At 71.8% G+C, this 13,557-nt stretch carries 11 protein-coding genes; 4 read left to right on the top strand and 7 right to left on the bottom strand.

Annotation, left to right across the window (positions count from 1 at the left end):
* The first annotated feature begins 66 nt into the window (after window positions 1-66).
* Window positions 67-1,113, top strand: coding sequence for a hypothetical protein (locus tag ACH41F_RS00250; RefSeq protein ID WP_391241367.1), 1,047 nt, complete (start codon window positions 67-69; stop codon window positions 1,111-1,113).
* Between the two features lie 101 nt (window positions 1,114-1,214).
* On the opposite strand, the gene ACH41F_RS00245 is transcribed toward ACH41F_RS00250, so the two are convergent.
* The 5 genes from ACH41F_RS00245 to ACH41F_RS00225 form a co-directional block, all read right to left on the bottom strand.
* Window positions 1,215-2,351, bottom strand: coding sequence for a serine hydrolase domain-containing protein (locus ACH41F_RS00245; protein WP_398831828.1), 1,137 nt, complete (start codon window positions 2,349-2,351; stop codon window positions 1,215-1,217).
* A gap of 95 nt (window positions 2,352-2,446) precedes the next feature.
* Complete coding sequence (locus tag ACH41F_RS00240; protein ID WP_398831826.1) at window positions 2,447-4,204, bottom strand: TIGR03767 family metallophosphoesterase; 1,758 nt, start codon at window positions 4,202-4,204, stop codon at window positions 2,447-2,449.
* 226 nt (window positions 4,205-4,430) lie between these two features.
* Window positions 4,431-4,883, bottom strand: a complete 453-nt coding sequence (locus ACH41F_RS00235; RefSeq protein WP_391241361.1) for an NUDIX domain-containing protein — start codon at window positions 4,881-4,883, stop codon at window positions 4,431-4,433.
* Window positions 4,884-4,892: 9 nt separating this feature from the next.
* Window positions 4,893-5,807: a pyridoxamine 5'-phosphate oxidase family protein gene (locus ACH41F_RS00230; protein ID WP_398831823.1), complete on the bottom strand. Its 915-nt coding sequence runs from the start codon at window positions 5,805-5,807 to the stop codon at window positions 4,893-4,895.
* A 2-nt stretch (window positions 5,808-5,809) separates the two neighbouring features.
* The gene (locus tag ACH41F_RS00225) at window positions 5,810-6,253 is read right to left on the bottom strand and encodes a VOC family protein (protein ID WP_398831821.1); all 444 of its coding nucleotides are present in this window, start codon (window positions 6,251-6,253) and stop codon (window positions 5,810-5,812) included.
* 117 nt (window positions 6,254-6,370) lie between these two features.
* Between ACH41F_RS00225 and ACH41F_RS00220 the strand changes: the two genes are divergently transcribed.
* The gene (locus ACH41F_RS00220; protein ID WP_398831819.1) at window positions 6,371-6,898 is read left to right on the top strand and encodes a CGNR zinc finger domain-containing protein; all 528 of its coding nucleotides are present in this window, start codon (window positions 6,371-6,373) and stop codon (window positions 6,896-6,898) included.
* A gap of 238 nt (window positions 6,899-7,136) precedes the next feature.
* Window positions 7,137-10,454 (top strand): S8 family serine peptidase, encoded by a 3,318-nt coding sequence (locus tag ACH41F_RS00215; protein WP_398831817.1) that lies wholly within the window; start codon window positions 7,137-7,139, stop codon window positions 10,452-10,454.
* 98 nt (window positions 10,455-10,552) lie between these two features.
* Here ACH41F_RS00215 and ACH41F_RS00210 read toward each other — a convergent pair whose 3' ends face one another.
* A complete protein-coding gene (locus ACH41F_RS00210) occupies window positions 10,553-11,329 on the bottom strand; it encodes a hypothetical protein (RefSeq protein ID WP_391241347.1) in 777 nt (258 codons plus the stop codon).
* Between the two features lies 1 nt (window position 11,330).
* Window positions 11,331-11,858: a sigma-70 family RNA polymerase sigma factor gene (locus ACH41F_RS00205; protein ID WP_391241344.1), complete on the bottom strand. Its 528-nt coding sequence runs from the start codon at window positions 11,856-11,858 to the stop codon at window positions 11,331-11,333.
* 534 nt (window positions 11,859-12,392) lie between these two features.
* On the opposite strand from ACH41F_RS00205, the gene ACH41F_RS00200 reads away from it, so the two are divergent.
* Entirely contained in the window at window positions 12,393-13,409 is a 1,017-nt protein-coding gene (locus tag ACH41F_RS00200) for an aspartate-semialdehyde dehydrogenase (protein WP_391241341.1), read from the top strand.
* Window positions 13,410-13,557 lie beyond the last annotated feature (148 nt).

The following is a 13,557-nucleotide window of genomic DNA, read 5'->3' as shown; positions in this document are numbered from 1 at the left end:
TCCGCATTCGTCGACAGGCGTGTAACAGGGGTTAGGAATCAGATCAACGGCGGGAATCCCCGCTGCATGAACCACAACACCCCGGTCCCCCCGCTCTCCCCCCGCCCGGTCCGCCACCTCTCGGAGGTGCACCGCCGGGTGATGACGGCCGCGCAGTTGAGGTCGCACGGGGTCTCGTCGTCCGAGACCAACGAGCAGTGCCGCCCCGGCGGCCCCTGGCAGCAGCTCCTGCCGGGCGTGGTCCTGCTCCACCCGGGCCCGCCCACCAGCGAGGAGCGGCTGCACGCGGTCCTGATGTACGCGGCCAAGGAGCGCCCGGCCGGGGTCCCGGCCCAGCCCGGCGCGGAGCAGTCGCACGCGCCGACGTACACGGAGGCGATGCTGACGGGTCTGGCCGCCCTGACGCTGCACGGCTTCACCTCGGCGCCGCCGCTGATGTCCCAGGACACGCTGGACGTCCTGGTCCCGCGGCTGCGCCGGCTGCGCTCGACGGGCTGTGCCCGCGTCGTGCGCACGACGTCCCTGCCGCAGCCCCAGCAGGTCACCGGCCTGCCGGTGGCACCGGTGCCGCGCGCGCTGGCGGACGCGGTCGCGGAACTGTCGGACGCGGGCGTGGTGCGCCGGCTGCTCACCGAGGCGGTCCGCGGCGGCCACTGCGAACCGGCGGCGGTGGTACGGGAGTTGAACAACGCCAAGCTGCTGGGCCGGCCGCACGTGGTGGACGCGGTGGACTCCCTGCTCGCGGAGGGCAGGGCGATCGCGGAGGACCGGCTGTACCGGATGGTGCGCGAGCACGGTCTGCCGGACCCGATCTGGAACGTCGACCTGCGGCTGCCCGGCGGCCCCCACCTCGGCGGCCTGGACGCGTACTGGCCCGAGCAGGCGGTCGCGGTGGAGCTGGACACCCGGGCCCCGCGCCAGGACGAGGACGCCCTGTGGTCGGAGTACGCCCGCAAGCGCGAAACCCTGGAACGCCTCGGCATCACGGTCGTGCACATCACGCCGAAAAAGCTCCGCGAGGCCATGGAACAGCAGGCGGCCGTGGTCCGTACGGCCCTGATGGCGTCGGGCGACCGCGATCCGGCGGCGTATGTCGTGGTGCTGCCCCGGTAGTGACGGACCGGGCAGCACCAGGAGGGGAGAGGAGGGGCCGCCGATCGGAGGGGGATCGGCGGCCCCTCCTCACGCGCGCGCCGGCGCCCGGCGCCACGGTCCTAGCCGCAGAACTCCGCCTCGATCACGGCGTCGGTGTCCCCCGACCAGTCCCCGTTGAGGTTGAGGGCGAGGGTGTGGCGGCCGTCCGCCGTGGTCACCGCCTCCGAGTTCGAGCCGTGGATGCCGCCGCCGTGGCCCCAGACGTGGACGCCGCAGGACAGCTTGCGGTCGATGAGGCCGAGGCCGTAGCCGGCGTTCGGGATGACGTCGACCGGCACGGTCGTCTTCATCTCCTTCAGCTGCTTCGGCGGGAGCAGCCTGCCCCGCAGCAGCGCGGAGTAGAAGCGGTTCAGGTCGGAGGAGTCCGAGATCATCTCGCCCGCCGAGGAGGCGAGCGAGGGGTTCAGCCTGGTGACGTCGTACGTCGGTCCCGTCGCCGCCCCGCCGAGCTTGGAGTAGGCGCGGCTGCTGGGCCCCGGGACGGTGACCCGGGTGCCGGGGACGGAGGTGGCGGTCAGGGACAGCGGCTCGACGATCCGCCGCCGGACCTCCTCTCCGTACGGTCTGCCCGTGACCTTCTCGATCACCATGCCCGCCACGACGTAGTTGGTGTTGGAGTAGTTCCAGGACGTGCCCGGCGCGAAGTCCGGCTTGTGGGTCATCGCGACGGCCACCAGGTCCGCCGGTGCCTTCGTGTCGTAGCGATGCGCGAAGAAGCCGTCCTTGAGGAAGTACGTCCTGACGAAGTCGTCGTCGGCGGTGTAGTCGAAGATGCCGCTGGTGTGGTCGAGGAGCCGGCGCAGGGTGATGCGGCGGCCGTCGTGGCCGTTGCCCCGGACGGTACCCGGCAGCCACTTCGCCACCTTGTCGTCCAGCGACAGCCGGCCCTCCGCCTCCAGTTGCAGCAGCACCGTCGACACGAAGGTCTTGGTGATGCTGCCGACGCGGTACCGGTCGTGGACCGAACGCGGCCGGCCCGTCCCGAGGTCGCCCACGCCGGCGGTCGTGGACCAGACGCGGGGTCCGGTCCTCGCCGTCGCCGTGACCCCGGGCACGCCGTCCTTCACCGCGGCCTCGATCGCCTCGCGGGTCGCCTCGTGGCCGCCTCCGGCAGGTGCGGCCGCGAACGCCGGGCCCGCCAGGGCCAGTGACAGCGCCACGGCCGTCGCCGCCACGAGAGTCGTCCGTACGGTCATGTCTCTCCCCTGTGTGCTCTTCACCGAGCGTGGTCGGGGAGGGAGACCCGGCCGAGATCACCGGGGTTGCGCCGGGTGCGCCGGTTGAGCGGCTTTCAGCCCTTCTTCAGCACCAGCTCCGTGTTGCGGTCCCGGGCACCGCCCGCGAGGTCGGTGCGGGCGCCGGGGGCGTTGTAGGACAACTCGCGGTAGAGGGCGGCGAGGCCGGTCTGGGAGAGGTCGGCGAAGTCCGTGCGGTGCGGGGCGGAGGACTCCACGCAGGTGGTGAACAGGGAGATCGTGCCGTCCTTGTTGTCCACCAGCTCGATGACGCGGGCGAGTTGGGGGTAGTCGACGTGGGAGGCGGTGGAGATCTCCCAGAAGGAGCGGCCCTCGCCGACGGCGTGCGCGGTGATCTCGTTGCGGTGGATGTGGCCGTTCACCCAGGCGAGGACGTTGCGGTGCCGGCCGAGCAGGGCGAGGACCTCCGCACCGGTGTGCCGCCGCTCGCCGGGGCGGGCCGGGTCGGGGCGGGTGTTGTCCATGGACGAGCTGGTGTGGTGACTGAAGATCACGGCGTAGGAGTCCTGGTTCTCCTTCAGGGTCCGCTCCAGCCACTTCAGCTGGGCGGATCCCACGGACCCCTCGTAGTGGCCGCCCGCGTCGGTGGTGTCGAGGCTGATGCCGATGACGTCCTCGGCGATACGGAAGGAGTAGTACTGGGTGCCCGCGTCGAGGTTGGCGGTGGAGTAGCCGTGGCCGACCGGACCGAGGCCGCGGTACGCCGGGTCCAGGTGGGCCTGGAGGTACTCGCGCGGCGTGAACGGGGCCCGTGACGCGTCCGGGGTCACCGAGCGCATGTCGCGGGCGTGTGCCTTGAGCAGGTCGCGGAAGCCCACGCCCCGGGGGTCCTTGGCCTTCTTGATCGCGTCCTGGAGCTTCTTCGCCTCGGCCGCGGGCAGGCTCATCAGCTTCTTCCCGCCGACCGCGTACTCGGTGAGCCAGGAGTCGCCGTGCGAGGCGTAGCAGCCCAGCGGCATGGAGTCGTGGTTGCCGACCGTGGAGTACCAGGGCAGGTTCAGGCCGGGACTGTTCAGCTCGCGGATCGCGGCGGCCAGGAAGCCGTCGAGGTGCGGGAAACCACGCTGCTTGTCGGCGTCGCGGACGGTGGTGTCGGGCTGCCAGTACTGCTTGATGCCGCTGTTCTGGACGCCCTCGTAGTGGCGTGGGTCACCGGAGTTGGGGCGGATGCGGCCGCCGCTCATGACCTTCATGAACCACTCCAGCTCGGACCTCGCGTTGTTGTCCGTGTTGTCGCCGGTGGTCATGGCGAAGTGCAGCGGCGCGCCGGTCACCGGTCCGCCGCGCAGCGCGTTGACCCGTTCCACGAGCGCGACCGCCCCGTGCACGGTGAGCGCCTCCTGCGGCCGCCAGGCGTGCACGTCGGTGGAACGCAGGTACTCCAGGCGCAGCGGGTGCTGGGTGTCCATCAGGTGCAGATCGGTGAGCTGCACGAAGGCGGCGAGCGCGGTCCGGCGCCCGGCCCGCCCCGACTTCGGGGTGGCGAGGTCGTCGCGGACCACCCGGCGCCAGCCGATGCCGTCGCCGAGGCGGCGGAAGCCGGAGGAGGTACGGGGGGCGGCGACGGTCGCGACGGTCGTGCCGCGGGTGTACGGGGCGAGCGGGGCGGCGGCCGGGGCCTGCCGGGACTGGGCGACGGGCGCCTCGGCGGCGGTGCCGGTGCCGGTGCCGGGGGCCGTGGTGGCGGCCTGGCTGTCGGTGGGCCGCAGGGCGTAGCCGACGCCCGCGGAGACGGCTGCGGCGCCGGTGGCGGCGAGGACGGTACGGCGGTTGACAGAGCGTGTGCGCGACATGGCGCGGTCTCCCCGAGTGCGAACGCGTCGGCAGTGGTCGCGGGGGGTCCGCAGTCGCGAACAACCCGCTCACCCTGGATCGTTGGCACCGGGGATGGCCTGCGCGTGAACGAGACGGCAACGACCGACGCCGATCACCGTACGTGGATCTTGGGCTGCCCTGCGCGTCCACGCCCGCTCCTCGAACGGCCGGGAGGCGGTCACTCCGCGTTCATCTCCCGGGGTACTACCGCTGTACCACCCGCCCTGTCACCGGCCGCTCCCGCCACAGCCGCAGTCCGACGTCGACCAGGTTGACGCGGTTCAGGTCGGGCACCGCGTCGAGGTCGTGCCAGGCGGCCATGTCGGTGGAGCCGCCGACCTCGGGGCGCAGTTCGCCGCCGGTGACGCGGGCCTCGTAGACGAGGCCCACGCCGTGGTGGTCGACGGTGCGGCCGAAGCGGCGGCGGGAGACGTGGCGGCGTGAGCGCACGCCGAGCAGGCCGGTGATCTCGATGGTGTAGCCCGTCTCCTCGGCCACCTCCCGGTGGACGGTGTCGTACGGGTCCTCGCCGTGCTCCATGCCGCCGCCCGGCAGGGTCCACTCCGGGCGTCCGTCGCCGCCCACCCAGCGGGCGAGGAGGAGTTGGCCGTCACGGACGCATATGGCGTAGGCCGCCACCCTCACGTTCTTGCGCATACGGGCAAGTTAGCCCGCCGGGTCCGGATTGGCCGGTGAGTATGCGGGCGCCGACCAGCGCAGCGGCACCGCCGACGGTGTCCGCACGGCCTCCGTCAGCGTGAAGCGCACCCTGCGTTCCCCGCCGTCGAACTCCGTCCTCGCCTCGCCCGTCAGCTGGAGCACGGTGCCCGTCGTCCAGTCCAGGAACAGCAGGCCCGCCCGGGGGTCGGCCGCGAGGTTGCCGAGCGTGAGGAACATGGCGTTGCCCGGGTAGTCCCGCCAGCTCAGCTCGCGCGCTGAACGCACCGTCACGAAACCGGGGTTGCCGCCCCGGTGGCTGGCGTCGGCGCCCGCGGGGTGGGTCGTGGCCAGGAAGAAGGTGTCCGCCGCGGTGACGAACCCGGCCTCCTCCGGGGTCAGTTCACCGCCGCGCCGCTGCGGGCCCGGCCGCCGGTCGCCGATCACCTCGTAGGACTCCCTGCGTTGCAGGTACTTGGGGCAGTTGGCGAACACCCTCTCCGCCTCCACCGCGAACCCCTCCCGCGTCGGCCGGAGGCGCCCGTTCAGGCGCATGCGGCGGCGGGTGCGCGGGTCGAGGGCGATCGTGCCGACGGGCAGTTCGGGCGTGGTGAGCGCGCCGGCGAGCGGGTCGGTCTCCAGAAGGCCGCCCGCCACCGACATCCGGTGCGCTCCGGTGGCGCGGACGAAACCCGGCGTGCCGGTGAGCACCGAGGCCCACACCCGGCCCGTCGCCGGGTCCTCGGCGCCGAGCACCAGGAACGGCTGCGCCTCCAGGAAGGCCGCGGCGACCGGCTTGATGCCCTCGCCGATCGACCGCCCCACATGGTCCGCGGCCTCCCGCACCCCCACCCGGTCCTGCACGGCCCGTGAGCCCGCGTGATAGACCCCCGGGTCGGTGCCGCTCATGTCGTGGACGCTCATGGCTAGAAGAAGCCGCAGGTCGGAGCCGCCTCGACCGGGGCAGGCGCGCCGTCCGCGCCGCTCGGCACCGAGATCTCCAGGCGGGTGCCGTCCGGGTCGTGGAAGAAGATGCCGCCCGACGCCGAGCCCTCCCGGTGGGCGACGACCCCCTCGTGGGCGAAGTCCACGCCGTCCGTGCGCAGCGCCTGCTCGTACTGCCGGACCCGCTCGATCGAGTCGGCCTCGAAGGCGAGGTGGTGCAGGCCGGCGCGGTCGCCCGCGAAGGCCGCCTCCGCCTGCTGCCAGAGGGTGAGGACGAGGCTCTCGCCGTCGCCCAGGAACGCGTAGCGGCGGCCCTCCTCCTTGCCCTCGCCGATCGCCGTGAAGCCCAGGACGTCGCGGTAGAACGCGAGCGAGCGGTCGAGGTCGGTGACGTTCAGGCCGATGTGGCCGGTACGCAGGGTCATGACGGTCCCCTTCAGCAGCAGATCAGATCTAACCAGTTATTGAGAGGTTAAGGGTTAGAGAGGGTGAGCGCAACCGGTCACGTACCCTTGAGCGGTTAGCACGGAAGGGAGCCCCACATGTCCGCCGACCCCCGTCCCCTCACCGGCGAGCCCCTCGCCCTCGACCTGCTCAACACGCGGTGGATGCGGGAGGGGGCCGTGCAGGACCTCCTGGCGGACACGGACGGACTGGCCGTATGGCTGACGGCGAACGGGCTCGGCGGGCGGTTCGACGCCGACGCGGCCACCCTGCGCCACACCCTCCAGGCCCGGGACGCGCTGCACCGGGCGGTCCACCAGGGCGCCACGGAACCGGTCGACGACATCCTCGCCCACGGACGGATCCGGGCCACCCTGACCGCCGAGGGGCCGGGCGAGGCGCCCGAGTTCCGCGACGCCGCCTGGGGTCCGGCATGGCTCGCCGCCCGCGACTATCTGGAACTCCTCAGCACCGCGCCGGACCGGATCCGCACCTGCGCCCACGACGCGTGCATCCTGCACTTCTTCGACACCTCACGGAACGGCACCCGCCGCTGGTGCTCGATGGCCGCCTGCGGGAACCGGGCGAAGGCGTCGCGGCACTACGCGCGCACCAAGGAAAGTTGACGGTTGTACCAGACAATTCTGAGAACCGGGCGAGCGACTCATCCCTTTTGTCGCTCAACTCCCTAAAACGGATCGCGGGTTTTCCCCATACGCCCATATCGATTCGGTCAACTCTCCCTAAACATCCTTCCCATGCGTAAAGCTGTGCGATCGTCCGGGATCTCGTTCCGGGCCTTCGCGGTCAGGACCGATCGGCCCCGGCCGCTACCGCACGTTCCTTTACCTACAAGGGATGCCGATGACCCTCACCCCTCAGCGCGAACCGATATCGGGCGGCGCGAGACGCGTGGTGCGCATAGCCGTCGCCGCCGGTCTCGTCGCCGCGCTCTCCGCCGCCGGGCCGATACCCATGGCGTTCGCGGCCGACGCCGACACGCCGGCCGCGGCCGACCCGGGCGCCAAGTCCGCCCACGGCAAGCTCGGTTCGGACGACGCGGACCTGCTCGCCGAGGCGAAGGCCGAGGGCGACAAGACCATCTCGATGATGATCGCGACCGCTCCGGGGCAGACCGAGCAGGTCGCCAAGCAGCTGGACGCCGTCGACGGCGGTCTCGTGGGCCGCACCTTCGACAAGGTCGGATACGTCCGGGCCACCGTCCCCACCGCGAAGGCGGACTCGGCCATCGCCGCCGCCGTCAAGCTCTCCTCCGTGCACGGCATCGACCTGCGCCAGGAGATCCCGCTGGACGACCCGGCGCCGAGCGCGGACACCGCCAAGCGTGCCGCCGGTGCGACGGCCTCCCCCAAGGCCCCCGGCAAGCAGACCCCCGCCGAGAACCCGTACAACCCGTCCTTCGAGACGGGCGCCGTCGACTTCGTCGAGGACCACCCGAAGGCGGACGGCCGCGGCATCACCATCGGCATCCTCGACTCGGGCATCGACCTCGGCCACCCGTCGCTCCAGAAGACCACCACCGGTGAGCGCAAGGTCGTCGACTGGGTCACCTCCACCGACCCGGTCTCCGACGGCGACCTCTCCTGGCGCCGGATGACCACCTCCGTGGCCGGCCCGGCGTTCTCGGCGACCCCCGCGGGCGGCGCCGCCGAGACCTTCAAGGCACCGGACGGCTCGTACAAGTTCAACTACTTCTACGAGTCCGTGACGTCCGGCGGCGACCAGGCGGGCGACGTCAACCGGGACGGCGACACCACCGACGCCTGGGGCGTGCTCTACGACGCCGCGGCCGGCACCATGCGGGTCGACCTCGACGACGACCACGACTTCACCGACGAAGAGGCCCTGAAGCCGTACAAGGACGGCCACCAGATCGCCTACTTCGGCACGGACAACCCGGCGACCGAGGTCTCCGAGCGCATCCCGTTCGTCGCCGAGATCCGCAAGGACGTCGTCTACAACGCCTCCGGCGCCAAGGCCGACTACGTCAACATCGGCATGATCTCCAGCGAGCACGGCACGCACGTCGCCGGTATCACCGCCGCCAACAGCCTGTTCGGCGGCAAGATGAACGGTGCCGCCCCGGGCGCCAAGCTGGTCTCCTCCCGCGCGTGCGTGTTCGGCCCCGGCTGCACCAACATCGCGCTCACCGAGGGCATGATCGACCTCGTCGCCAACCGCGGCGTCGACATCGTCAACATGTCCATCGGCGGTCTCCCGGCGCTGAACGACGGCAACAACGCGCGTTCCGAGCTCTACACCCGCCTCATCGACACCTACGGCGTCCAGCTGGTCATCTCGGCCGGCAACTCCGGCCCCGGTGCCAACACCATCGGCGACCCCGGTCTGGCCGACAAGGTGATCTCCGTCGGTGCCTCGATCTCCAAGGCGACCTGGTACGTCAACTACGGCTCGGTCGTGGAGAAGAAGTACGCGATGATGCCGTTCTCCTCGCGCGGCCCGCGTGAGGACGGCGGCTTCGCCCCGACCCTGGTCGCCCCGGGTGCCGCGATCAACACGATCCAGACCTGGCTGCCGGGCGCCCCGGTCGCCGAGGCGGGCTACTCGCTGCCGGCCGGCTACGGCATGCTCCAGGGCACCTCGATGGCGTCCCCGCAGGCCGCGGGCGCCTCGGCGCTGCTGTTGTCCGCCGCCAAGGCCAAGGGCATCGAGCTCACCCCGAAGACCCTGCGCACGGCGCTGACCTCGACCGCCGACCACATCAAGGGTGTGCAGGCGTACGAGGAGGGCGCGGGCCTCATCAACATCGAGGACGCCTGGGACTCCATCAAGGACGGCGCGACCGCCCACGACTACACCGTCAAGGCACCGGTCGACACCGCGCTCGACCAGTTCCTGAAGACGCCGGGCTTCGGCACCGGCATCTACGACCGTGAGGGCGGCCTGAAGGCCGGCGTGAAGAAGTCGTACGAGGTCACCATCACCCGTACGTCCGGCCCCGACAAGGCGATCCGCCACGAGCTGCACCTGGAGAACAACGCCTCCGGCACGTTCTCGATCGCCGGCTCGGACGAGATCAAGCTGGGGCTGAACAAGCCGGTCACCGTCAAGATCGCCGCGAAGTCGCCGACCGCCGGCCTCAAGAGCGCGATCCTCGAGGTCGACGACCCGCGCACCGAGGGCATCGACCAGCAGATCCTCAACACGGTCGTGGTCTCGGCGCCGCTGAAGTACACCTACTCGGCGTCGCACACCGTCCAGCGCAACAGCTCGCAGCACTACTTCGTGACCGTCCCCGAGGGCGCCACGTCCCTCGAGGTCGCCATCGGCGGGCTGAAGGACAAGAGCCAGACCCGGTTCATGGCGATCCACCCCTACGGCGTGTCCGCTGAGGACTCCGCGTTCGCCGGTACGCCGTTCTGCTACAACAACTACCTCGACGGCAACGGCTGCAAGCCCGACGTGCGTTCGTACGCGAACCCGGTCGCGGGCGTCTGGGAGATCGAGGTCGAGTCGCGCCGTACGTCGCCGCTGCTCGACAACCCCTACAAGCTGGACGTCAGCGTCCTGGGCGCCACCTTCGCCCCGGAGGTCGTGACCGTGCCCGAGGCCAAGGTCGGCACCCCGGCCGCCGTCTCCTGGACGGTGACGAACAAGTTCGCCGCGCTCGACGGCAAGCTCGTCGGCGGCCCGCTCGGCTCGGCCAAGTCGGCCCGCCCGACCATCGCCAACGGCGAAACCCAGGTCAGCACGGTCGAGGTGCCCGCGGGCGCCAAGTCCCTGGACGTGGCCATCGGCAACGTCTCCGACGCGGCCGCCGACCTCGACCTGGTCGTCCTCGCCCCCGACGGCAGCGAGGCGGGCACCTCCGCCGACGGCGACTCCGAGGAGTCCGTCTCGGTGGCCTCCCCGGCCGCCGGCACGTACACCGTCCAGGTCATCGGCTACGCGATCCCGGCCGGCTCCACCGCCTACGACTACCAGGACGTGTTCTTCTCCGCCGCCCTGGGCTCCGTCTCGGTCGACGACTCGGCCGCGGTGAAGCTGGGCACCGGCGCCTCCGCGAACGTCTCCGCGAAGGTCACCGCCCTGGCGGCCGCTCCGGAGGGCCGTGAGTTCTTCGGTCAGGTCCAGCTGGTCAACGCGCGCGGCACGGTCGCGGGCATCGGCAGCGTGAAGATCGAGAAGGTCACGCCGTAAGTCATCGTTACGGCATGAGGGGCGGGCGTCCACCGGGCGCCCGCCCCTTCCTCGTGCCTTCCCCTCGTGCCGTCCCCCTCTTGCCGTCCTGCCGGGTCTCAGCAGCCCAGCTCGCGCGACTGTGGCAACGAGGCCTGGATCCAGGCCCGTTCGCGGGCCACCGCCTGCTCGCCGACCACCCAGTGGTCGGGCACCGCGGCGCCCTGCGGGACCCCGAAGAGCACCCGCTCACCACGGACGAGGCCGGGGGCGAAGGTGTCCTCGACGACGTAGGTGAGCCGCTCCGGGCGCTTCTCCTCCTGCTTGTAGTAGCGGATCACGTCCACGACCACCCTCAACTGCACCCCGTCCGCGAGGCGTTCGACCGAGGCGACGGTGCCCTCGGCGACCAGCCGGGTGCAGGCGAGGTAGTAGGGGCTGCCGAAGCGGGTGCCGGCGTCGGCCTCGGGCTGGGACTTCGCGCCGCTGGCGCTGTCGGCCTGGGAGCCCCCGATGCCGTCGGCGCCCTGGGCCGCCAGCCAGCCCACTCCGGCGACCACGGAGGCGACCGCGGCCACCGCGAGACCGCCGAAGGCGAACCGGACGGCGGTGCGTCGGCGGCCTCGGGAAGGACGGGCCGGGGCACTCCCGGCGGCCGGGACTCTCCTGGCGGACTGGACTCTCCTGACGGCCGGGACTCTCCTGGCGGCCGAAGCCGGGGCCGGTGGCGGTTCGACGAGCGCGTCGGCGATGAGCCCCAACTGCTCGCGCAGCAGCGCCACATCGGCGGCGGCCTCGCGGTGCTCGGCGAGGCAGGCGGCGTCCGTGCCCTCGGGCAGCGGCTCGCCGGTGATCGCGGCCATCAGCGCGTCGGCGCCCTGGTGTTCGGCGGTCATGTCACACCACCTCGTCCTCGTGCAGACGGGCGCGCAGGGCGCGGACCGCCGTGTGCAGCCTGCTCTTGACCGTGCCCTCCGGGACGCCGAGTTCCCGGGCGATGTCACGGACCGGCAGATCGGCGTAGAACCGCAGCACGACGACCTGGCGCTGGGCGTCGGGCAGTTCGTCGAGCCCCTGGGCGACGGCGAGCGAGAGCACGCTGGTGTCCTCGCCGGAGGGGTGCTCCAACTGCCGGAAGGAGGCGAGGCGTTCACCGATGCGCTCCTGGCGGCGCTTGGCGCGGTGCCAGTCCATGGCGAGGTTGGAGGCGACGACGGCCGCCCACGCGGAGACGTCGCGCGGAGCCTCGTACCCCTTCGCCGCCCGCTCCAGCAGCCGCAGGCGGACCTGCTGCACCCCGTCCGGCAGGTCCGCCTGCGGTACACCGCCGAGCGCGAGCACCGCGCGCACCCGGCGTTCCTGGGCCGCGTCCAGGGGGTCGTCGACGACGTCCCCCTGCCCGTGGCGGGCCTTTCTGCGCAGCACGGCTCCCCCTCTCCTCGCCGCGTTTCCTCTATGACGCCGACCCGGGCGGAAACGTTCGGCCCGGGGCACGGAAATTCTTTCTTCGCGTGATCTTCACTGTCACCGTGAGCCGCCGGAAGATCGCGGGGACACCGCTTCGTCACGGTCCGTGCCAACGGGAGCACGCAGTGGCGTGTGGAGCCGGCCCGGCTCGACGCGACCCCGCGCTCGGAGCCCGGACCACGGGTGGCTGGTACGGAGTCGTTCGTCACACCGGACCCGAGGCGGAGCCGGTGATCTCCGGATCGGCCGTGATCCATCTCTTCGAGGTCGACGAAAATCCGTTCCCGCACCGGAAACTCGCAACTTCTTCCGGTCCGCATCGCGTCTCGGACACGTTCCTCCCCGTGCGGTCGCCCGGCGAGGAGACGCCGGAGCCGCGCCCCTGGCAGGAGTGCCGTCCCATCCCTCGGGCAAAGGATTGGACACAACGGCCCGGGTGAGACGCATGATGGAAACGTCCAGGCCACGCAGTACGCACGCGAAGGAGTCACCGTGAGGGTCGGAATCGTCGGAGCCACCGGTCAGGTCGGCACGGTCATGCGCAGGATCCTCAAGGACCGCGACTTCCCCGTCACCGAGCTGCGCCTGTTCGCCTCGGCCCGTTCGGCGGGGTCGGTCCTGGACGGCGTGACGGTCGAGGACGCGTCGACGGCGGACTACACGGGCCTGGACATCGTGCTGTTCTCGGCGGGCGGCGCCACCTCCCGGGCGCTGGCGGAGAAGGTCGCCTCGCAGGGCGCCGTCGTGATCGACAACTCCTCGGCCTGGCGCAAGGACCCCGAGGTGCCCCTGGTGGTCTCCGAGGTGAACCCGCACGCCGTCGCGGACCGCCCCAAGGGCATCATCGCCAACCCGAACTGCACCACGATGGCCGCGATGCCGGTCCTGAAGGTGCTGGACGCCGAGGCGGGTCTGACGGCGCTCGTCGCCACCACCTACCAGGCGGTCTCCGGCTCCGGGCTCGCGGGCGTGGCGGAGCTGCACGGCCAGGTCCAGAAGGTCGTCGCCGACGCCGACAAGCTCACCCACGACGGCGAGGCGGTCGACTTCCCCGAGCCGCAGGTCTACAAGCGCCCCATCGCCTTCAACGTGCTGCCCTTCGCCGGCAACCTCGTCGAGGACGGCCTGAACGAGACCGACGAGGAGCAGAAGCTCCGCAACGAGTCCCGCAAGATCCTGGAGCTCCCCGAGCTGAAGGTCTCCGGCACCTGTGTCCGCGTCCCGGTCTTCTCCGGGCACTCCCTCCAGGTCAACGCCCGCTTCGAGCGCCCGATCTCCCCGGAGCGCGCGACCGAGCTGCTGGCCGGGGCCCCGGGCGTGGCGCTCTCCGACATCCCGACCCCGCTCCAGGCGGCCGGCAAGGACGTCTCCTACGTGGGCCGTATCCGCGCCGACGAGACCGTCGACAACGGCCTCGCGCTGTTCATCTCCGGCGACAACCTCCGCAAGGGCGCGGCCCTGAACGCGGTCCAGATCGCGGAGCTGGTGGCGGCGGAGCTGTCCGAGTAGGACTCCCGATCGTCCTCGCGAGGGGTGGGCGCCCCCCCGGGGGGCCCCCCCCCGCGGCGGGGGGTGACAGGGCGGCGGCGGGGGCCCCGGGGGCCGCGGCGGGGGACATGCGCCGCCCCGTCTGTTTCCGGGGGGCCAGGGCCCCGCG

Source organism: Streptomyces sp. NPDC020489, from assembly GCF_044386545.1.
In the GTDB taxonomy this organism is placed as follows: Bacteria; Actinomycetota; Actinomycetes; order Streptomycetales; family Streptomycetaceae; genus Streptomyces.
The sequence above is the reverse complement of the archived record's forward strand: the minus strand, read 5'-3'. Positions and strand labels throughout refer to the sequence as shown.

What these genes read in the sequence shown, in the direction of transcription:
- ACH41F_RS00245 (WP_398831828.1), bottom strand. Translation starts at nt 2,351, where the DNA reads ATGACCGTACGGACGACTCTCGTGGCGGCGACGGCCGTGGCGCTGTCA.
- ACH41F_RS00250 (WP_391241367.1), top strand. Translation starts at nt 67, where the DNA reads ATGAACCACAACACCCCGGTCCCCCCGCTCTCCCCCCGCCCGGTCCGC.
- ACH41F_RS00230 (WP_398831823.1), bottom strand. Translation starts at nt 5,807, where the DNA reads ATGAGCGTCCACGACATGAGCGGCACCGACCCGGGGGTCTATCACGCG.
- ACH41F_RS00215 (WP_398831817.1), top strand. Translation starts at nt 7,137, where the DNA reads ATGACCCTCACCCCTCAGCGCGAACCGATATCGGGCGGCGCGAGACGC.
- ACH41F_RS00235 (WP_391241361.1), bottom strand. Translation starts at nt 4,883, where the DNA reads ATGCGCAAGAACGTGAGGGTGGCGGCCTACGCCATATGCGTCCGTGAC.
- ACH41F_RS00225 (WP_398831821.1), bottom strand. Translation starts at nt 6,253, where the DNA reads ATGACCCTGCGTACCGGCCACATCGGCCTGAACGTCACCGACCTCGAC.
- ACH41F_RS00210 (WP_391241347.1), bottom strand. Translation starts at nt 11,329, where the DNA reads ATGACCGCCGAACACCAGGGCGCCGACGCGCTGATGGCCGCGATCACC.
- ACH41F_RS00220 (WP_398831819.1), top strand. Translation starts at nt 6,371, where the DNA reads ATGTCCGCCGACCCCCGTCCCCTCACCGGCGAGCCCCTCGCCCTCGAC.
- ACH41F_RS00240 (WP_398831826.1), bottom strand. Translation starts at nt 4,204, where the DNA reads ATGTCGCGCACACGCTCTGTCAACCGCCGTACCGTCCTCGCCGCCACC.